The organism is Acinetobacter sp. ANC_7553 (assembly GCF_056779895.1).
In genome coordinates this window covers 218517-237793 of record NZ_JBWYIV010000002.1, presented here as the reverse complement: position 1 = coordinate 237793, position 19277 = coordinate 218517, and the positions used below count along the sequence as shown (strand labels likewise).

Genomic DNA, 19277 nt, shown 5'->3' with positions numbered 1-19277 from the left:
TCTTAAGATTCTCCTGATTATTCTGCTACGATCGCAAGCGCTTCGTTAACGAGTTGTGCTTGTTGTTTTGCATGTAAATATGGTGAGCCACAAGCCGGTGCAGCAGATGCTTCACGTCCTGCATAGCTGATTTGAATTTGTTGACCTGACTTCATAACACCTTCGTATAAACGTGGTGCGATGAATAACCATGCGCCTTGGTTCTTCGGTTCTTCTTGCGCCCAAACAAGCTCTTTCATATTTGGATATTGTGCAAGTACTTCCGCTAAACGTGCTTCTGGATATGGGTACAATTGTTCAACACGAACAATAGCAGTGTTGTTCAATTCATTTTCACGACGTTTTTCAAGTAAATCGTAATAAACCTTACCACCGCAAAGCACTACACGAGTCACATCCAACTTATTAATGTTATCAACTTCATCAATCACGGTTTGGAAAGTACCGTTCGCCAATTCATCAAGATTAGATACCGCTAATTTGTGACGTAATAATGACTTTGGAGACATGATAATCATTGGTTTACGAATTGGGCGAATCGCCTGACGACGTAAAGCATGGAAAATCTGTGCAGGAGTTGTAGGCGTCATCACTTGCATGTTTTCTTCAGCACATAGCTGTAAGAAACGCTCTAAACGTGCAGATGAGTGTTCTGGGCCTTGACCTTCAAAACCATGTGGAAGAAGCATCGTTAAACCACAAACGCGCTCCCACTTTGTCTCACCAGAAGCAATGAATTGGTCAATAACAACTTGAGCACAGTTCGCGAAGTCACCAAATTGTGCTTCCCAAATAATTAAGCTCTTAGGTAGAGTTGTTGCATAACCATATTCGAATGCCAATACTGCCATTTCAGACAATAATGAGTCATAAATCGCTGTACGCGGTTGATTTTCTTTAATATGGCAAAGTGGAATATACGTCGAACCGTCTACTTGGTTATGAAGCTTCGCATGACGATGCGAGAATGTACCACGACCAACATCTTCACCAGTTAAACGAACAAGATAACCCTCGTCCAATAACGAAGCATAAGCTAGAGTCTCAGCTGCACCCCAGTTCAATGGCATTTCACCAGTTTGCATTTTAAGACGATCATCGATCACCTTAGAAACTTGACGCTGCATCACGAAGCCTTCAGGAAGCTCACGCATTTTGCGACCAAGTTCTTTTAAACGCTCTTCAGGGAAAGTAGTATCCCAAACGTCAGTGTATTCATGACCTAAGTATGGCGTCCAGTCAACGAACATTTTTTTATTCGGTTCAAGTACAAGTGCATTCGCAACATGTTTACCTGCTTCTAAATCAGCACGGTAATCTTCGATCATCTGATCAGCAGTCGCACGATCAATTACACCTTCTTGTACTAATTTGTCAGCATATAATGCACGAGTTGTCGTTTTCTTATTAATGACTTGATACATCATTGGCTGAGTTGCTGCTGGCTCATCTGCTTCATTGTGACCGCGACGACGGTAACAGAACATATCGATAACAACGTCTTTACGGAAAGTATGACGGAAATCATGTGCAAGTTGAGCAACAAACAATACAGCTTCAGGATCATCACCATTCACATGGAAGATTGGTGCCTGAATCATTTTCGCGATATCAGTACAGTATTCAGTAGAACGTGCATCACGTGGATCTGATGTTGTAAAACCAACTTGGTTATTGACAACAATATGAACTGTACCACCTACCGTATAACCACGTGTTTGTGACATTTGGAAGGTTTCTTGGTTCACACCTTGACCAGCAAATGCAGCATCACCATGTACGATTACGGGTAATACGTCATCACCACCAATGTCTTTACGACGAACTTGACGAGCACGTACTGAACCTTCAACTACAGGCCCTACGATTTCTAAGTGTGATGGGTTAAATGCCAATGCCAAATGAACTTCGCCACCTGGAGTCATTACGTTTGACGAGAAACCTTGGTGATACTTAACGTCACCAGAACCTTTCTTGTGAAGTGATTTACCTTCAAATTCACCGAAAAGATCTGCTGGGTTTTTACCCATGATATTGACAAGCAAGTTGAGACGACCACGGTGTGGCATACCGATCACAACTTCTTTACATCCCACAGAACCTGCGCGTTGAATAACAGCATCAACCATCGGAATGAAAGATTCACCGCCTTCCACACCAAAGCGCTTAGCACCAACATACTTATTGCCTAAGTATTTCTCTAAGCCTTCAGCTGCAGTTAAACGTTCAAGAACATGTTTCTTTTGTTCTGCTGAAAAACCAAATTGACCTTTCACACCTTCAAGACGTTGTTGAATCCAACGTTTCTCTTTAGTGTCAACAATGTGCATATATTCAACACCAATAGAAGCGCAATACGTCGCCTCCATCGCATTGACCATTTCACCTAAAGTTGCTTCAGTTTTGCCAATTGCAAGATTACCTGTATTGAATACAGTATCTAAGTCAGATTTGGTTAAACCATGAGCCGCTAGATCAAGATCAGGCACTTCTTCTCGTTTTGCCAAACCTAATGGATCTAATTTTGCTTTTTGATGACCGCGGTTACGGTATGCAGCGATTAATTGTAATACGCCAATCTGACGACGCTCGTGCTCAGAACTAACTGAACTTTGAACGACAGGCTGAATACGGTTTGAGTTACGACCCAATAAAAGGAATTGCTCACGTACATTGCTGTGTGGTTGATCCCCTTTTGGGAACTTACCAAAGTATTCTTGCCAATCAGCACCGACTGATTCTGGAGCAACTAAATACTGCTCATAAAGTTCTTCAATATACGCTGCACTGTCAGCGGAAAGTTCAGTGTCAAGACGCAATGCGTCAGCAACTTCTTGCATTTGTGGACCCATTTCCTATTGCAAAACATTACAGGGAGCTTTCTAAGCTCGCCCATGATTGATAATGCCAAATCGGTAAATTGACATTCACCCATCTGGTACAAAAGACCATGGGGCGTATAGCATTAGAGAGTTTCTAATACCAATGACGAATCATAACGCCCTCATTGGCATCATCACTCATCTTTATACTCGATAAAATTACCGAGCAATTTTTGCAAATTGACTTAGAAAAAATTAAAAATATTAGTCTTTTCTAAAACAACTTTTCAATTTTATTATTCCTGCTTTCAGCTTAACACCAAACCACCAAAATGTTGATTTAATGTACAGATTGAATAATATTCATGCTAAAAATTTTGTTCAAATCCTATCATGAACTTCACTTCAAACTGATTTTATTGACACATACCATTCATAAATTAGCTAAATACAACTATAAACCATTGAGATAATATAAGGTGCATTTAGATAAATTCTATTAAAATTCATAATTATTAGACTAAAGCCTAAAATTATAGATTTAAATACATGCAACTTGGATCATAAAACCGATATCTTAACATTTTAAAAAGATATTTGCAGATGCAAAACGTTTTCATTTATCCCTAAAGTGCATATTTTTTTATGATTGGGGCAAATCTAACCACTTCAACCAAAATATCTCGAAAACTAAATTTAACACCAAGTTTTGATTAAAAAAAAGCACACCAAAGTGTGCTTTTTTTGGAACAGCATTAACCAGCTTGATCTAACAACATGCTACGAATGTGACCAATCGCTTTTGTTGGATTTAGACCTTTAGGGCATACTGATACACAGTTCATGATACCTTTACAACGGAATAAACTGAAAGGATCATCTAAACGAGCCAAACGGTCTTGAGTTGCAGTATCACGCGAATCAATAATGAAACGATATGCATTCAACAATGCTGAAGGCCCCAAGAATTTATCAGGGTTCCACCAGAATGATGGGCAAGACGTTGAACAACATGCACAAAGAATACATTCATACAAACCATCAAGATGCTCACGCTCTTCTGGAGATTGTAAACGCTCTTTAGGTGGTGCAGGTTGATTATTAATCAAGAACGGTTGAATTTTGTCGTACTGATCATAGAACTGATTCATGTCTACAACCAAGTCTTTGATTACTGGAAGACCTGGTAATGGACGAATAGTAATTACTTCTGGCAAATCGTTTAGGTTCCAAAGACACGCTAAACCATTTTTACCATTGATGTTTACACCATCAGAACCACAAATACCTTCACGGCATGAACGACGGAACGTTAAAGTTTCGTCTTGAACTTTCAATGCAAGTAGCGCATCAAGCAACATACGGTGCTTATCAGTCAACTCAAGCTTGAATGTTTGCATGTACGGTGCTTTATCCTTATCAGGATCGTAGCGGTAGATATTAAATGTACGAGTACCTCTACTCATCTTACTTCTCCCAATTAGAATGTACGTGGTTTAGGTGGAATAGCATCAACTGATAAAGGCTTGTAACGTACTGGTTTGTACTCAAGACGGTTATCAGCAGAGAACCATAAAGTATGCTTCATCCACTCATCATCACGACGGCCGTAAGGATATGCTGGATGATCTGGAGATTCTTCAAAATCTACAACAGTATGCGCACCACGACATTCTTTACGTGCAGCTGCAGAGATTAAGGTTGCTTTTGCAACTTCGTATAAGTTTTCCACTTCAAGTGCTTCAATACGTGCAGTATTAAATACTTTTGATTTGTCTTTTAAGTGGATATTACGGATACGAGGCTCAAGTGCAAGAATCTCTTTCACACCTTTTTCAAGAAGTTCAGTTGTACGGAATACACCTGCATGGTCTTGAACGATATCACGAATTGCATCAGCAACTTCTTGCGCATTTTCACCTGAAGTTGACTCATCTAAGCGACGGATACGCTCAACAGTTTGCTGAAGCACAGTTGTTGGAAGCGGCGCATATTCATCACCGTGATGCTTAGTCACATAGTCAATGATATGTTCGCCAGCAGCTTTACCAAATACAACTAAGTCAAGCAATGAGTTTGTACCTAAACGGTTAGCACCGTGTACAGACACACATGAACATTCGCCAATCGCATAGAAACCTTTCACTGGTTTAGTGAAATTGCGATCCGCACCATTGGTAGAATAAGTATCGCTGTCTTTGTCGTAATGTGCTTCTAGCGGAGTAGTTTCACGCGATTCAGGAACAACAACTTGACCATGAATGTTAGTTGGAATACCACCCATTTGGTAATGGATTGTTGGCACAACAGGAATTGGCTCTTTTGTGATGTCAACGTTCGCGAACTTCTTACCAATCTCAAATACAGATGGAAGACGTTTCATGATCGTATCAGCACCCAAGTGCGTCATATCAAGAAGGATATAATCACCTTTAGGACCACAACCACGGCCTTCTTTGATCTCTTGGTCCATAGAGCGTGATACGAAGTCACGTGGTGCTAAGTCTTTCAAAGTTGGAGCATAACGCTCCATGAACGGTTCACCGTCTTTATTACGAAGGATTGCACCTTCACCACGACAACCTTCAGTTAACAATACACCTGCGCCTGCAACACCTGTTGGGTGGAATTGCCAGAATTCCATATCTTGTAATGGAATACCTGCACGAGCAGCCATACCAAGACCGTCACCAGTGTTGATATATGCGTTTGTAGATGCACGGTAAACACGACCAGCACCACCCGTTGCGAACAATGTTGCTTTCGCTTGGAATACTGCAATTTTACCTGTTTCTTGGTCAATTGCTGTAACACCAAGTACATCCCCTGCTTCGTTACGGATCAAATCAAGCGCGATCCATTCTACGAAGAATTGTGTACCCATTTTCACGTTGCTTTGATAAAGCGTGTGAAGAAGTGCGTGACCTGTACGGTCGGCAGCAGCACAAGCACGAGGAACAGCTTTTTCACCGTAGTTCGCAGAGTGACCACCAAATGGACGTTGGTAGATTGTGCCGTCAGCGTTACGGTCAAATGGCATACCTAGATGTTCAAGTTCATATACAACTTGTGGCGCTTCACGAGTCATAAACTCAATTGCGTCTTGGTCACCTAACCAGTCAGAACCTTTTACTGTGTCATAGAAATGGTAGTGCCAGTTATCTTCTTGCATGTTACCAAGAGAAGCACCAATACCACCCTGTGCAGCTACAGTGTGAGAACGCGTTGGGAATACTTTAGTCAATACCGCAACTTTCAAACCAGCTTGAGCAAGTTGGTAAGAAGCACGCATACCAGAACCACCACCACCAACGATGACAGCATCGAAAGTTTCGTGTGGAATATTTGTATAATCTTCTTTAGGGTTTATAGCGCCCATGATTGTTTCCTATCAATTCGCCCAAAAAATCTGGATTGCCCAGATCGCATATGCAAATACAGCAATAATGACTGCTGAAGTCAGTACTAGGCGTAAACCTGATGCTGATGGACCCATTTGACGAGTCGTCACATAGTCAGTGAATACTTGCCACATACCAATCCATGCGTGTGCAACAAGAGATAAGACTGCCAATAAAGATAAAATCTTCATTGGTAATGTCATCATAAAGCCGTACCACTGTTCGAAGTTGAAACCACCATTACAAAGGATCCAACCAAACACCACAACAGTATAAACAGCTAAAACTACAGCACTTACACGCTGGATAAACCAATCGCGAGAACCTGAACCCGTTAAACCAGTAGCACTTTTCATTAGAGTACGATCCATACAAATGATGCAACGATACCAATTGCAGATAAAATTAATGCGATTGTTGCTGCTACACGACCACTTTGTAACTCTTCAGCGATACCCATATCAGCAAGCAAATGCTTGATACCTGCGATGAAGTGGTAGATTAAGCCAGCGACAAATACCCATACGATGAAGCGCACGATAAAGCTATCAAAAATAGCTTGAACTTGTGCAAAGCCCTCAGGAGAAGACAATGATTTGTCTAAGATCCATAAGAGAACTGGTACGAGTAAAAATACGATGACACCTGAAAGACGGTGTAAAATAGATGCAATAGCCACAGGGGATTTTAAGTTTACGTCTAAAACTTGACCCATGGACAAATTGACAGGTCTGTTGCTTTTCACAGCGGGCATCCTGTAGTTAAAAACTCCATCCGGAGTTTGTTGGAATTAATTCGAAGGAAAGCTGGCATTTGTTAGACAAATAAATTGTCTAAACCTTTATACGACACGGAATTATAAAACGTGCAATTTCAAATTACAAACCTACGAAGCAGGCGTCAACCATAAAATATTTTTAAATAAGAATCATTTACATCTACTTTCTTACAGTTAAGTCATCTCTCCATTTAAATACAAACACTAAGCCATTAATATTTATATCAATTTATTTTAATTTAGTGTTACTGAACTCAAATGTTCGATTTGTCTTAATTAGACTAAAGCACAACTCACTACAAAAATATATTTTTTTAAGAAATATAATATTTATTTTATTTTTCAAAAACTTAAAGAAAATTAATTCTCAAATAATTTGTACTTTTAAAACTAATTAGAAAAATGAATATTGCTCACATGGTCATTGTTTTTTTATCTAATTGAATTGAGTAATTTCAAATGTAAAAAAGGATAAAAATCATATGCACTTATAAATTAATTACAAAATGAACTTCATTTTCTAATGTTGAGCTCATCACTTAAAATGTAATGAAACATCATAAATTAGACACTTTTTAATCAATTAGTAAATAAAGTGAAAAAAAATATTTCATTGTCATTATTGGTCTATTTATTCAGTCTATCATCTTAAAAAAACAGACAAATTCTATAAACAATCGCTTTTCACAACCTTTAACATATTGATAAAAGGTATTAATAATCAAGCATTACATGGTTTAAATCATCAAAATATGCACGTTTTTGTCTTTTTTTTTATGCCACTACCGTTGAAATTGTCTTATTATACGGCGGCGCTAGTGAAAAGCAGATAAATTCCTACTGATTAACTGAGTTTAGAACCAGTCACTTTAGGTCGTCATTTTTATCCATAAGTATAATTGACAATTTTTGACTACTCACTAAGCTTAGAGCAAATTTTGAAACCGTCTAACTCACGGATTACAACAGATTATTTCGGGTTAGATAAAACATTCACCAGGACAGGAGATCTATTGAATGTCTGAAGCAACTGGCAAAAAAGCCGTATTACAGCTTGATGGCAAAGAAATTGAATTACCAATTTACAGCGGCACATTGGGCCCAGATGTAATCGACGTTAAAGATGTATTGGCCGCAGGTCACTTCACTTTTGATCCTGGTTTTATGGCTACAGCGTCTTGCGAGTCTAAAATCACATTTATCGATGGTAATAAAGGTGTTCTATTACACCGTGGTTATCCAATCGACCAACTAGCTACTAAAGCTGATTATTTAGAAACTTGCTACTTATTATTAAATGGTGAGCTTCCTACAGCTGAGCAAAAAGAAGAGTTTGACGCTAAAGTTCGTAACCACACCATGGTTCACGATCAAGTTAGCCGCTTCTATAACGGTTTCCGCCGTGATGCACACCCTATGGCGATTATGGTTGGTGTTGTTGGTGCGTTATCAGCGTTCTATCACAACAACCTTGATATCGAAAATGTTGATCACCGTGAAATTACTGCGATCCGTTTGATTGCTAAAATTCCTACCCTTGCTGCGTGGAGCTACAAGTATACTGTTGGTCAACCATTCGTTTACCCACGTAATGACTTAAGCTATGCAGAAAACTTCTTGTACATGATGTTTGCTACTCCAGCAGATCGTGATTACAAAGTTAACCCTATTCTTGCAAAAGCAATGGATCGTATCTTCACGCTTCATGCTGACCATGAACAAAATGCTTCTACGTCTACAGTACGTTTAGCTGGTTCTACTGGTGCTAATCCGTATGCATGTATCGCTGCTGGTATCTCTGCACTTTGGGGCCCTGCTCACGGTGGTGCAAACGAAGCTGTTCTTAAGATGCTTGATGAAATCGGCTCTGTAGAAAACGTTGCTGGCTTCATGGAAAAAGTGAAGACTAAAGAAGTTAAACTTATGGGCTTCGGTCACCGTGTTTATAAAAACTTCGATCCACGTGCTAAAGTAATGAAAGAAACTTGTGATGAAGTTCTTGGTGCTTTAGGTATCAATGATCCACAGTTAGCTTTAGCAATGGAATTGGAGCGTATCGCACTTTCTGATGAATACTTCATCAAGCGTAACCTTTATCCAAACGTTGACTTCTATTCAGGTATCATCCTTAAAGCGATTGGTATCCCAACAGAAATGTTCACTGTAATCTTCGCACTTGCACGTACTGTTGGTTGGATCAGCCACTGGTTAGAAATGCACAGCGGCCCATACAAGATTGGACGTCCTCGTCAACTTTACACTGGCGAAGTTCAACGCGATATCGTTCGTTAATTCGAACTGCGTCGACAGTCAAAAAACCACCCTTTGGGTGGTTTTTTATTATCTGATTAACAACAAACTATTGTTTTCAGCCCTGATGAAATAGAAACCTCGTATATCTAGAATATCTACAAACAAAAAAAAAGCCTGATTAAATCAGGCTTTTTTGATCAGTGTTGTGAATAATGATCCAAATTTAATGAGCTTAACTGCTGTTTTAATTTTGCAAGAGACCATGGCCATGCTGCAAAGTTACGACCATTTTCATCCAAATAGTAACTCTTACAGCCACCTGCATTAAATACAGTGGTTTTAAGATGTTTTTGAACCAATTGATTATGTCGCTTAACAACGTCGTCTTTAATCACAAGCTTGTTAATATTTTGCTTTTTGATCTTTAGTAGGCCATCAAGAATATAATCTAATTGAGCTTCAGCAATACCAATAAATGAGTCATAAACCAGAATATTTGGTCCTAACACCAAAAATGCATTTGGTACATTGGTAATACTTGCACCTAAATAAGCTTCCGGTGAACTATTTTTCCAGCGATCTGCTAAGAGCTTCCCATCCATATCGTAAATGCGTTTACCAATTGGCGGATGCGATACCTCAAAACCCGTACCCCAAATGATGACATCTACTTCATGACGCTCACCATTGGCCGCAACGACCGTATTCCCATCAATCTCAACCAACCCCTCATTGATTAATTTCACATTATCTTGTTGCAATGCTGGATAGTAATTGTTGGCAAATAAAAGACGTTTACAGCCAATATCAAAATTTGGTGTGACTTTTTTTCTTAATTCATCATCTTGAATTTGCAACTTCAATAATTGTTTGCTTAAGAAATTCACAGGCTTCAGCACTTTCGGATTACGCAAACCAAAGTTAATGCCATTTAAAATTTGGGCAATACTGCTCCGCCAAGTGGATTGAATAACGGGAAATTTCTGGATCAGTGATTTCGCTTGATCATTCAAATTCATATCAGCTTTTGGCAACACCCAAGGTGCTGTACGCTGAAACACAAAGAGTTCTTTCGCTAATGGCTGAACCTGAGGAATAAATTGAATCGCTGAAGCACCTGTACCAATAACAGCAATACGTTTACCTTTCAGATCGTACTCATGATTCCATCTTGCAGAGTGAAACATTTCCCCCTTGAAACTTTCTATGCCCTTAATTTTTGGAAATGATGGCTCAGTAATCGGTCCCGTTGTAAAGATTACCGTTTTTGCTAGATACTTTCCTTGAGAAGTTTCTAACGACCACTGCGCCTTCTCGTTATCCCAACGTGCTGTTTTTAATTCATGATTAAATTGGATTTTTTCAGTCAATTGATGCTTCTCAACCACTTCCTCAAGATAACTTAAGATTTCTGGCTGCTTGGCAAACAAATGACTCCATTTGTGACTTGGCGAAAAGGAAAAAGAATATAAGGCTGAAGGAACATCACATCCACATCCTGGATAATTATTATCGCGCCATGTACCACCAACTCGGTTCGCTTTTTCCAGCACAATGTAGTCGCGATATCCTGCCTGATTCATTTTATATGCCGCAGCGATACCGGAAATACCTGCACCAACAACAATCGTGTCATACACCTTTTGTGATTGTTCGACTTTAAGTTCTTTATCTGCGTTATTTTTTTTCTTTACTTTTACTTCTGCTTTTTCAGATTGATCAGCAGTTTGAATTTTTAAATCTGCATTGCTCTCTAATTCGTTATCGAGTGTCATTCTTTTATCTCTCTATTATTTTACAAAACGCTTAAACCATGGATAACCTACACCTAACATTTTGGTATATAAGGTCGGTGAAGCACGCTTCATCAACCAAAATAATTTCGCGTCTGGTTGTGGAATCGTATAAAGAATGCCTTTATCTAAATTGTTTAAGGTTTTTTGTGCAACTTGATCGCTTGTGACAAATGCATGATTCTGCAATAAATCATCCGCTAAACCCGAGTAATTGGAAGGTAATCGCCCATTCTTCATAATATTAGTAGGTACTAAAGTTGGGCAAAGCACATTCACACGGATATTATCTTGATGTAGTTCTGCAGATAACGTTTCAGATAATGCAAGTACACTAGATTTCGTCACGTTATAAGCTGTCATTTCAGGTGCAGCTGTAAATCCTGCTGCTGAAGCAACATTAATAATTGCCCCATAACCTTGTTGTTTAAACTTCGGTACAAAAAAGTGGCAACCATGAATCACGCCCCATAAGTTGACATGCATACACCATTGCCAATCTTCTAGTGTCATCTCATCAAACTTACCACCTAACCCCACGCCAGCATTATTAATAACAAGTGTCACAGGATGATTAAAAAGGTTTTCTGCTTGATTCGCCACTCGCTCAACATCTTCCTTTTTTCCCACATCGCAGGATTCAGCAAATGCTTTTTGCCCTGTGGTCTGAGAAATCAGCTGAACAGTTTCTTCAGCTGCAGCTAAATTAATATCAGCACACACCACTTGACCACCACGTTTTGCAATTTCCAATGCAAAACTGCGTCCAATACCACTTCCCGCACCCGTTACCACAGCATAAGCCTGATGGCTCGGTTTAATTTTCTTCTTAAAAAAAAGCATGAACTATCCTTATTCTTATACCTTTAAAGCAGGCATGAATTCCTTCGTAAAGTATGGTGTTAAAATACCATCCACTGGATTTAATAAACGTTCTTTGTAGTACTCTAAAAACGCTGATGTATCATGATCATTCGGATGGAAGTCTGGTTTGAGATATTCGAAAATATGTTTGATCGAACTGCCATAAACACCATCTTTTAGACCAAAAATCAAACCTACACTTCGGTACATATCTTTGTAGTAACTTAAACTGATTAGATTTGATGGCTTACGATAAAATGGCACAACTAGTGATGCAGCAGAAATCAGCACTAAAATCGTAATAAGCGCTGGGAAAAAGCCTGCTATTCTTAAAGCATAGTTACTCGAAAGAAGTTGGAACACATCATATGCAATATCTTTATGCTCTGATTCCTCAAGCATATGCCACATCCAAATTGCGCGTTGTTTCTCATCTTGAGATTCGAAGAAAATATGCTCATGATTCATCATGTATTCAGCAAGCACTGCGGTAAAATGCTCAATCCCAGCCATAAGCGATAATTTCATTGGCTGAGGCAACCGATTAAAACCATATTCAAAAACGTGATGCGCCAGAAATCTAAACAATTTGACAGGCAAATCTGCCTTTAAAAAAGCGTCATTTAATTCTTCATGAAGTTTAGAATGTAAAGCTTCTTGCCCAATCAGCGCTGTCACTCTTTGCTTCAGTAATGGATCTTGAATAAAGTCACGATGATAACGCGCTGTATCAATAACGAGATCCTCACCATAGGTTAAAAAAATTGAAAGTGAGGCAAAGTAAGCACTTGCTAATTCCGCATTCAAATAAAATTTTGGATCAATCTTTTGATGATCAAAATCAAATTTCATATGACGAATTGGAATAGCTTTTGATTGATTCTCAGGATCAAATTTAGAATCGTTTAGAAATTTAGAAATTTTTTTTAGTGGCTGAGTTAATAACATGGCGAACCTTCTCTTTTATCTCAGTGAATAAATTCAAATAATGTGAATTCTTCGACGTTTCTAAAAAATTAAGATAAAAAGACGAAATAGCCATTTGCATAATAAATCTTTAGAGATGGCATAATTGCTCATTCATCAAGATTGTCTAACAAAATTATTAAGTTTTAATCAGTAAATACCATTTCATTATCATTAAAGGTCAACACGATTTTTAACAAGTAATGATTCCAATTAGTGATATTTTGAGTGTCACATAAACTTTAAGTAGATTAAGAAATAAGTATGATGTTGTGGATGCCACTTATTTTAAAATGGATAAAATTTGACGCTTTTAGATGTAGATCACTCACCCAAGGTGAAATCACGTTGAGCCAAAGTGTCTTTGGTGATCTTATAGATTATGACAGGGTGAAAATCATGAATCATCCGTTTCTACCGTGGCAACCCTCAGCGGTATTTATGGCACCAAAGGGCTATTTGCATATTCGTAACAAACATTTCAAAACTGACTATTCGAAAGAAAATAAAATCTATCAAGGAATTTTCATTCACGAGATGACTCATATTTTACAACACCAACAAGGACAAAATGTTTTGCTCAAAGGCGCTTTTCTGCAAAGTGCGTATTTTATTTCCTTCAAAAAGTATAATCCTTATGCCTATAAATTTGACCCTAAAAAAAATTTCAATGACTACAACATTGAACAACAAGGCGATATAGCTAGAGATATATTTTTGAAAAAGATTCCGAATATTATTTTGAATCAATAAAAATTGTAAAATTAAAAGAATATTTTTTATTCAAGCTATTGATTTGTGAATCAGAAACACCATATCAACTTTGACATCTGATTTACTGTGTCGCAAATCCATTACGATTTAATTTTTTATGTACAAACAATGGCAAAAGCTAGTATCTACTTTTATTTTAGATAGAATACATATGAATCGTAGTTTTTGCTGTGCAAGAAATAAGATCTTTTATCATGTTTTAATGATGTAAATTTGAGCCATTTGGCAGTTATGTAATATCACATACACACAGCTGAATAATTACTCCAATAAAATCAGCACGTGCTGTATATAAACCTATAGGATAGGACTTGGTTTAAATGAATAGTTTTAAAGTTTCTCTTGCTCAATTCTCTCCATTTGTCGGCAATATAGAAGCCAATGTTCAACGAATGATTGAACTCGCTAATGAAGCCAAACAGCAAAATGCCAATATCATTGTGTTTCCTGAACTTTCGACCATTGGTTATCCTGCAGAGGATCTCCTACTTCGTCCAAGCCTAAGCAAACGTACAGCATCAGCTTTCGAAAAACTGGCTGAAGTGAAAGACATTGTGATGGTATTTGGTTTTGTTAATCAAGCTGATTCGGGTGCACGCTATAACTCTGCAGCCGTTATGAAAGATGGGCAAGTATTAGGTATTTATAACAAGCAAAATTTACCAAATTATAGTGTTTTTGATGAAAAGAGATATTTCGCTGAGGGTCATCAACACCTTGTATTTGAGTATTTAGGACATAAATTCGGTGTATTAATTTGCGAAGATGTCTGGACACTTGAGAGTGTTCAACAACTTGCCAAACTGAATGTTGAAACTGTTCTTGTGTTAAATGCCTCACCATACGAAGTTGGAAAGCCTCAACACCGTGTTGTTACGCTTAAAGAGTTAGCTAAACAATTGAATCTCAATCTTGTTTATGTCAACCAAGTGGGGGGTCAAGATGATCTTATTTTCGACGGAACAAGTTTCGTTATAAATTCAAACGGTGAAGTTGTACTTGAAGCACCAAGCTTCAAAGAAGACCTTTTTCATGTTGAATATGAAGCAGAGCTTAAATCTTTTAAAGCCACTATCAAAGCACCTGCATTAGATACGATTGCAGAAATTTACCAAGCTTTGGTTTTAGCAACACGAGATTATGTACAACGCTCAGGTTTCCCTGGCGTCATTCTTGGTCTCTCTGGTGGTATTGACTCAGCGCTTACTCTTGCAATCGCTGTCGATGCTATTGGAGCAGATAAAGTTCAAGCGGTTATGATGCCTTATACATATACTTCTCAAATCAGCGTTGAAGACGCGACTGAGCAGGCAAAACGTATGGGAGTCACTTTTGGTATTGCGGAAATTCACCCAATCGTCAACAGCTTTATGCAGACATTACACCCATTCTTCGGCAATTCTCCTGCTGATGCAACTGAGGAAAATTTACAAGCTCGCGCACGCGGCACCTTATTAATGGGTCTGTCGAATAAATTTGGTAATCTTGTTTTATCTACAGGTAACAAATCTGAATTTTCTGTTGGTTACTGCACACTGTACGGTGATATGGTCGGTGGTTTTGCTGTACTTAAAGATGTTTATAAAACGATTGTATTTGAGTTAGTAAAATACCGTAATAGTTTGGAAGATACGCCTGTAATCCCTGAACGTGTGATTACTCGCCCACCTTCTGCTGAATTACGCCCTGATCAAAAAGATCAAGACTCATTACCACCTTACGATGTTCTTGATGCAATTTTATATGCATATATTGAAGAAGATCAGAGTCTTGAAGATATTATTTCTAAAGGTTTTGATCGAGATATCGTGACTAAAGTCATTGGATTGGTTGATCGCAACGAATATAAGCGCCGTCAGGGTGCAATTGGTCCACGTATATCCTCTCGTGCATTTAGCCGCGAACGCCGCTATCCAATCGTAAATGGATGGAAAGCAGGTGTCTAACTCGACACAACTCAATCAATTTGCTCAAGCACTTATGCTTGAGCAAATTCGGTTTACGCAACAGTATTTATTAAATGCTGAATCTAATGCTGTACTAGACACGTTTGTTTCAGAGGCTTATGCTCAGTTCAATCGAATCAAACTAAAAGACATTGTAAATCTTGAACAACTTCATGCTGTTGTTTCAAAATATGCTTTTGAATTAAATCTTGGACCTGATTTACTAGAGTTTATTGGCGCAGTTGCACAACGTATTTACCTTCATTTAAAGGATTCAAATGCTTTAATCGGAGATTTAATTTCTGACCAAGATTTTGGGCTATGGCTAAATAAAATTCTTGAATTAGATCAAGTACGTTATGGTTTAAAACAACAAATTTTAAGTAATGAGAAGGCGCATGCAGTAAGTCTTCAATTAGCAAATCAAATTTTAGAAAAATATACACCTTGGCTGGATAGGCTTCGAAAAAATAAAGTTCAAAATAATACGGTCAAATCAAAGATTTTTAATTTTCTCCAAGATCAGCAACACACATTAGAGTTAAAACTAGAATCCCAACTTGCAAATGCAATATTGGTTCAATTAGGCGAAATTATCACACTGCCTCAAAATGAACTTTATGAAATCATTCAACATATTTGGTCAGATCTCCAATTTCAAAAAATTTCAGCTCAGCTTGAGCAGATTGAAGCCATTGATGTCGAAGATTTTTTTATTCTGGTCTATGAAACCTGGAGAAATTTACGCCAGTCCTCTGAGATTCAGTCCATCATTTTAGAAGTGGTTGATGAGTTCTATGAATATTTTGGTGATTACAGTTTACAAGCTTTACTCACGGCTGTTGGACTAACTCAAGAAGATTTAGTGATCGAAGCACATCGTTTTGCACCTCAGCTTATCAGCATGTTAAATGATTTTGGCGTTCTAGAACAATTAATTCAAAGTTTGATTCAGCCTTTTTATCAAGCACAATCTACACTTGATATTATCTCAAAACATTTTGAGAAATAAAAAAAAGACCATGCGGTGAGCATGGTCTATAAAAATGGTGGCTATGACGGGACTTGAACCTGTGACCCCCGCATTATGAGTGCGGTGCTCTAACCAACTGAGCTACATAGCCGTAAACTGTGTGCGCATTATCTTAAGTTATCGTTGTATCGTCAAGCATACGAAAGCACTAATGATCACCCTTTATACAAATAAACCTTATTTGAACAAAATTAATCCATAATTATATGATTTTATTGTAATAGTAAGGTTTCAATGACATCAAAATCATGCTCAATCCTCAATATTTCATTCTCATATGCTCTTTAAGCCTTGTGAGCGGATGCCAAACGATTTATCCCATATTTGTGAATTATCACGGTGTACGCATGGATGTCGCTCAATGGATCAATGCTCAAAACTTTATAACCATGCAACAAAAACGAACTCTAGTTCAATTAAGCCGTGCTCAACAAAAGCTCGTGCATATTGATGTCATTCCTGAGGATCATAAACTTGCCGTGAGTAAAGAGAATGCGGTTGCTCTTCATTGTGCACAGCTTTATTTGTCTGAGCAAAAAATTGAAAGCTTGCAAAATATTGTGTTTTCAAATGTAAATCAGACAGCCGTTTTAGCACAATTTGAACAAGAGTTTCCAAAAATTAAGTTAGATTCTCAGCTTATTCAGTGCCAATGAAAACTCAAGATTTCACACATAAAAAAAGACCACACTAGTGAGTGTGGTCTATAAAAATGGTGGCTATGACGGGACTTGAACCTGTGACCCCCGCATTATGAGTGCGGTGCTCTAACCAACTGAGCTACATAGCCGTAAACTGTGGGCGCATTATCTACTTGATTGATGTATCCGTCAAGTAATATCGGCACTGTTTGATCAAAATTTGTTGAAGTGAGCCGATAAGCCGGGTTCTGTCTAGAACGATCATTCCTCTAGGCATACAATCACTCATATGCTCAAGCGACCTACCCGAATCCAGTATGGGCCATACCTTAAGGATTCCTATTTGGTCTTGCTTCAAGTGGGGTTTACCATGCCATGAACTGTTACCAGTCATGCGGTGCGCTCTTACCGCACCCTTTCACCCTTACCATTCTCTAGGCTAAACCGAAGTTCAGTTGCAAAATGGCGGTCTACTCTCTGCTGCACTTTCCGTAGGCTTACGCCTCCCAGGCGTTACCTGGCACCTTGCCCGATGAAGCCCGGACTTTCCTCCCCTGCTTTAGTCACGAAGACCTCCACAGCAGCGATCGTCTGGCTCACTTCAAGTGGCGCATCTTAACAAACTTTGAGATCAATTGCTCGTGCTTTTTTGAGCAATTAGTTTTTTATACTTTTCCAACAATTCATCCTCAGATTCCACATGATTAGAATCTTTAGGAATACAGTCTACTGGGCAGAATAATGAACACTGGGGTTGGTCATGATGACCAACACATTCAGTACATAGGTTTGGATCAATTTCATAGATCAGTTCACCCATATAAATCGCTTCATTTGGGCATACAGGCTCACAAACGTCACAATTGATGCACTCATCCGTAATAATTAAAGACACTCTACCAACCTTGCTGATGCTTACGTTCAAATGCCTCAACAACTGCTTTTGGCACAAATTTCGTCACATCACCTTTCAAACGTGCAATTTCACGAACTAACGTGGATGAAATAAACGAGTATTGCTCTGACGGCGTTAAAAATACAGCTTCAAAATTTGAATCTAATTGACGATTCATATTTGCAAGTTGAAACTCATATTCAAAGTCAGATACTGCTCTTAAACCTCTGAGTACAGCTGTTGCCTTTTGCTCTTGAAAAAAATTCACCAACAAACCATCAAAACCAACAAATTCTACGTTATCTAAATGGCTTAATGATGATTTTGCAAGCGCAACTCGCTCATCTAAACTAAACACTGGATTTTTGTGATGACCAATTGCAATCGCAACTACAACTTCATCAAACATTTTTGCAGCACGAGAGACAAGATCAATATGACCATTGGTAATAGGATCGAATGTTCCCGGATAGATGACACGAGTTTTAGACATCCATTTATACTCTAAGATTATTATGTAGGCGCATAGTTTAACAAAAACTCAATTCACACGCACACTTGTTGACAGTGAAATGACTTCACCTCAAGCCAAGTTTGAGGCAAAATAGGCCTAATCTTGGAATATTTGTATTATGTCGAAATCGATTGTAGTTAAAAAAAATAATAGTGGCACTATTGCGCTCAACAAACGTGCACGTCACGATTATTTTATTGAGGAAAAATTTGAAGCTGGTTTAGCGTTACAAGGTTGGGAAGTAAAATCTCTTCGCGCTGGACGCATGAGTATCACGGAAAGCTATATTATTTTCAAAAATAATGAAGCTTATTTATTTGGTGCTCAAATTCAACCTCTTCTTTCTGCTTCAACTCATATCGTTCCCGAAGCAACACGTACTCGTAAGCTACTTCTTTCACGTCGTGAACTCGAGAAACTCCAAGGGGCGATCAATCAAAAAGGTTACACATGTGTACCTTTGGCGTGCTATTGGAAAGGTCGTTTAGTCAAACTCGAAATTGCGCTTGTTAAAGGTAAACAGTTACACGACAAACGTGCCACTGAAAAAGACCGCGATTGGCAGCGTGATAAAGCAAGAATTTTTCATAAATAAAA

At 38.4% G+C, this 19277-nt stretch carries 16 protein-coding genes, 2 tRNA genes and 1 other RNA gene; 6 read left to right on the top strand and 13 right to left on the bottom strand.

The window, feature by feature from the left end:
• Positions 1 to 17: 17 nt before the first annotated feature.
• The 5 genes from AC1M9I_RS02805 to sdhC all read right to left on the bottom strand — a co-directional run bounded on the left by AC1M9I_RS02805 (position 18) and on the right by sdhC (position 6977).
• On the bottom strand, positions 18 to 2840 hold the full coding sequence (locus AC1M9I_RS02805) for a 2-oxoglutarate dehydrogenase E1 component (protein WP_035268518.1): 2823 nt from the start codon (positions 2838 to 2840) through the stop codon (positions 18 to 20).
• Positions 2841 to 3577: 737 nt separating this feature from the next.
• Complete coding sequence (locus tag AC1M9I_RS02800) at positions 3578 to 4288, bottom strand: succinate dehydrogenase iron-sulfur subunit (protein WP_035268507.1); 711 nt, start codon at positions 4286 to 4288, stop codon at positions 3578 to 3580.
• 14 nt (positions 4289 to 4302) lie between these two features.
• Positions 4303 to 6201, bottom strand: a complete 1899-nt coding sequence (sdhA, locus tag AC1M9I_RS02795) for a succinate dehydrogenase flavoprotein subunit (RefSeq protein WP_481610647.1) — start codon at positions 6199 to 6201, stop codon at positions 4303 to 4305.
• Positions 6202 to 6213: 12 nt separating this feature from the next.
• Positions 6214 to 6579: a succinate dehydrogenase, hydrophobic membrane anchor protein gene (gene sdhD, locus AC1M9I_RS02790; RefSeq protein WP_035268511.1), complete on the bottom strand. Its 366-nt coding sequence runs from the start codon at positions 6577 to 6579 to the stop codon at positions 6214 to 6216.
• Positions 6579 to 6977 carry a succinate dehydrogenase, cytochrome b556 subunit gene (gene sdhC, locus AC1M9I_RS02785; RefSeq protein WP_179997761.1) on the bottom strand — a complete coding sequence of 133 codons (399 nt, stop codon included), beginning with the start codon at positions 6975 to 6977 and terminating at the stop codon, positions 6579 to 6581. Before sdhC ends, sdhD begins: the two co-directional genes overlap by 1 nt.
• 1041 nt (positions 6978 to 8018) lie before the next feature.
• Here sdhC and gltA point away from each other — a divergent pair.
• Positions 8019 to 9293 (top strand): citrate synthase, encoded by a 1275-nt coding sequence (gltA, locus tag AC1M9I_RS02780; protein WP_035269948.1) that lies wholly within the window; start codon positions 8019 to 8021, stop codon positions 9291 to 9293.
• A gap of 158 nt (positions 9294 to 9451) precedes the next feature.
• On the opposite strand, the gene AC1M9I_RS02775 is transcribed toward gltA, so the two are convergent.
• From AC1M9I_RS02775 to AC1M9I_RS02765, 3 genes are read right to left on the bottom strand one after another with little or no spacing between them, the layout of a single operon-like run.
• Positions 9452 to 11029, bottom strand: coding sequence for a flavin-containing monooxygenase (locus AC1M9I_RS02775; protein ID WP_481594374.1), 1578 nt, complete (start codon positions 11027 to 11029; stop codon positions 9452 to 9454).
• Between the two features lie 15 nt (positions 11030 to 11044).
• Complete coding sequence (locus tag AC1M9I_RS02770) at positions 11045 to 11890, bottom strand: SDR family NAD(P)-dependent oxidoreductase (protein ID WP_180027941.1); 846 nt, start codon at positions 11888 to 11890, stop codon at positions 11045 to 11047.
• Positions 11891 to 11905: 15 nt separating this feature from the next.
• Positions 11906 to 12859, bottom strand: a complete 954-nt coding sequence (locus tag AC1M9I_RS02765) for a metal-dependent hydrolase (protein ID WP_481610646.1) — start codon at positions 12857 to 12859, stop codon at positions 11906 to 11908.
• Between the two features lie 282 nt (positions 12860 to 13141).
• On the opposite strand from AC1M9I_RS02765, the gene AC1M9I_RS02760 reads away from it, so the two are divergent.
• From AC1M9I_RS02760 to AC1M9I_RS02750, 3 genes are all read left to right on the top strand, one after another.
• Positions 13142 to 13630, top strand: a complete 489-nt coding sequence (locus tag AC1M9I_RS02760; RefSeq protein WP_092766833.1) for a hypothetical protein — start codon at positions 13142 to 13144, stop codon at positions 13628 to 13630.
• A 341-nt stretch (positions 13631 to 13971) separates the two neighbouring features.
• Positions 13972 to 15597 carry an NAD+ synthase gene (locus AC1M9I_RS02755; protein ID WP_481594376.1) on the top strand — a complete coding sequence of 542 codons (1626 nt, stop codon included), beginning with the start codon at positions 13972 to 13974 and terminating at the stop codon, positions 15595 to 15597.
• Complete coding sequence (locus AC1M9I_RS02750) at positions 15590 to 16609, top strand: hypothetical protein (protein WP_481593079.1); 1020 nt, start codon at positions 15590 to 15592, stop codon at positions 16607 to 16609. The genes AC1M9I_RS02755 and AC1M9I_RS02750 overlap by 8 nt, the downstream gene beginning before the upstream one ends.
• Positions 16610 to 16644: 35 nt before the next feature.
• Here the strand turns inward: AC1M9I_RS02750 and AC1M9I_RS02745 are convergent.
• Positions 16645 to 16721 (bottom strand) — tRNA-Met (locus AC1M9I_RS02745).
• 256 nt (positions 16722 to 16977) lie between these two features.
• Here AC1M9I_RS02745 and AC1M9I_RS02740 point away from each other — a divergent pair.
• The gene (locus tag AC1M9I_RS02740; RefSeq protein ID WP_228133291.1) at positions 16978 to 17286 is read left to right on the top strand and encodes a hypothetical protein; all 309 of its coding nucleotides are present in this window, start codon (positions 16978 to 16980) and stop codon (positions 17284 to 17286) included.
• 57 nt (positions 17287 to 17343) lie between these two features.
• Here AC1M9I_RS02740 and AC1M9I_RS02735 read toward each other — a convergent pair.
• From AC1M9I_RS02735 to coaD, 4 genes are all read right to left on the bottom strand, one after another.
• Positions 17344 to 17420 (bottom strand) — tRNA-Met (locus tag AC1M9I_RS02735).
• Positions 17421 to 17492: 72 nt separating this feature from the next.
• An RNA gene (gene rnpB / locus AC1M9I_RS02730) (RNase P RNA component class A) lies at positions 17493 to 17874 on the bottom strand.
• Between the two features lie 28 nt (positions 17875 to 17902).
• Positions 17903 to 18166, bottom strand: coding sequence for a YfhL family 4Fe-4S dicluster ferredoxin (locus AC1M9I_RS02725; protein WP_481593080.1), 264 nt, complete (start codon positions 18164 to 18166; stop codon positions 17903 to 17905).
• A gap of 1 nt (position 18167) precedes the next feature.
• Positions 18168 to 18659, bottom strand: a complete 492-nt coding sequence (gene coaD / locus AC1M9I_RS02720) for a pantetheine-phosphate adenylyltransferase (RefSeq protein ID WP_035269911.1) — start codon at positions 18657 to 18659, stop codon at positions 18168 to 18170.
• A 139-nt stretch (positions 18660 to 18798) separates the two neighbouring features.
• Between coaD and smpB the strand changes: the two genes are divergently transcribed.
• Complete coding sequence (gene smpB / locus AC1M9I_RS02715) at positions 18799 to 19275, top strand: SsrA-binding protein SmpB (RefSeq protein WP_035269908.1); 477 nt, start codon at positions 18799 to 18801, stop codon at positions 19273 to 19275.
• Positions 19276 to 19277 lie beyond the last annotated feature (2 nt).

What these genes read in the sequence shown, in the direction of transcription:
- AC1M9I_RS02805 (WP_035268518.1), bottom strand. Translation starts at nt 2,840, where the DNA reads ATGCAAGAAGTTGCTGACGCATTGCGTCTTGACACTGAACTTTCCGCT.
- AC1M9I_RS02800 (WP_035268507.1), bottom strand. Translation starts at nt 4,288, where the DNA reads ATGAGTAGAGGTACTCGTACATTTAATATCTACCGCTACGATCCTGAT.
- sdhA (WP_481610647.1), bottom strand. Translation starts at nt 6,201, where the DNA reads ATGGGCGCTATAAACCCTAAAGAAGATTATACAAATATTCCACACGAA.
- sdhD (WP_035268511.1), bottom strand. Translation starts at nt 6,579, where the DNA reads ATGAAAAGTGCTACTGGTTTAACGGGTTCAGGTTCTCGCGATTGGTTT.
- sdhC (WP_179997761.1), bottom strand. Translation starts at nt 6,977, where the DNA reads ATGCCCGCTGTGAAAAGCAACAGACCTGTCAATTTGTCCATGGGTCAA.
- gltA (WP_035269948.1), top strand. Translation starts at nt 8,019, where the DNA reads ATGTCTGAAGCAACTGGCAAAAAAGCCGTATTACAGCTTGATGGCAAA.
- AC1M9I_RS02775 (WP_481594374.1), bottom strand. Translation starts at nt 11,029, where the DNA reads ATGACACTCGATAACGAATTAGAGAGCAATGCAGATTTAAAAATTCAA.
- AC1M9I_RS02770 (WP_180027941.1), bottom strand. Translation starts at nt 11,890, where the DNA reads ATGCTTTTTTTTAAGAAGAAAATTAAACCGAGCCATCAGGCTTATGCT.
- AC1M9I_RS02765 (WP_481610646.1), bottom strand. Translation starts at nt 12,859, where the DNA reads ATGTTATTAACTCAGCCACTAAAAAAAATTTCTAAATTTCTAAACGAT.
- AC1M9I_RS02760 (WP_092766833.1), top strand. Translation starts at nt 13,142, where the DNA reads ATGATGTTGTGGATGCCACTTATTTTAAAATGGATAAAATTTGACGCT.
- AC1M9I_RS02755 (WP_481594376.1), top strand. Translation starts at nt 13,972, where the DNA reads ATGAATAGTTTTAAAGTTTCTCTTGCTCAATTCTCTCCATTTGTCGGC.
- AC1M9I_RS02740 (WP_228133291.1), top strand. Translation starts at nt 16,978, where the DNA reads ATGGATGTCGCTCAATGGATCAATGCTCAAAACTTTATAACCATGCAA.
- coaD (WP_035269911.1), bottom strand. Translation starts at nt 18,659, where the DNA reads ATGTCTAAAACTCGTGTCATCTATCCGGGAACATTCGATCCTATTACC.
- smpB (WP_035269908.1), top strand. Translation starts at nt 18,799, where the DNA reads ATGTCGAAATCGATTGTAGTTAAAAAAAATAATAGTGGCACTATTGCG.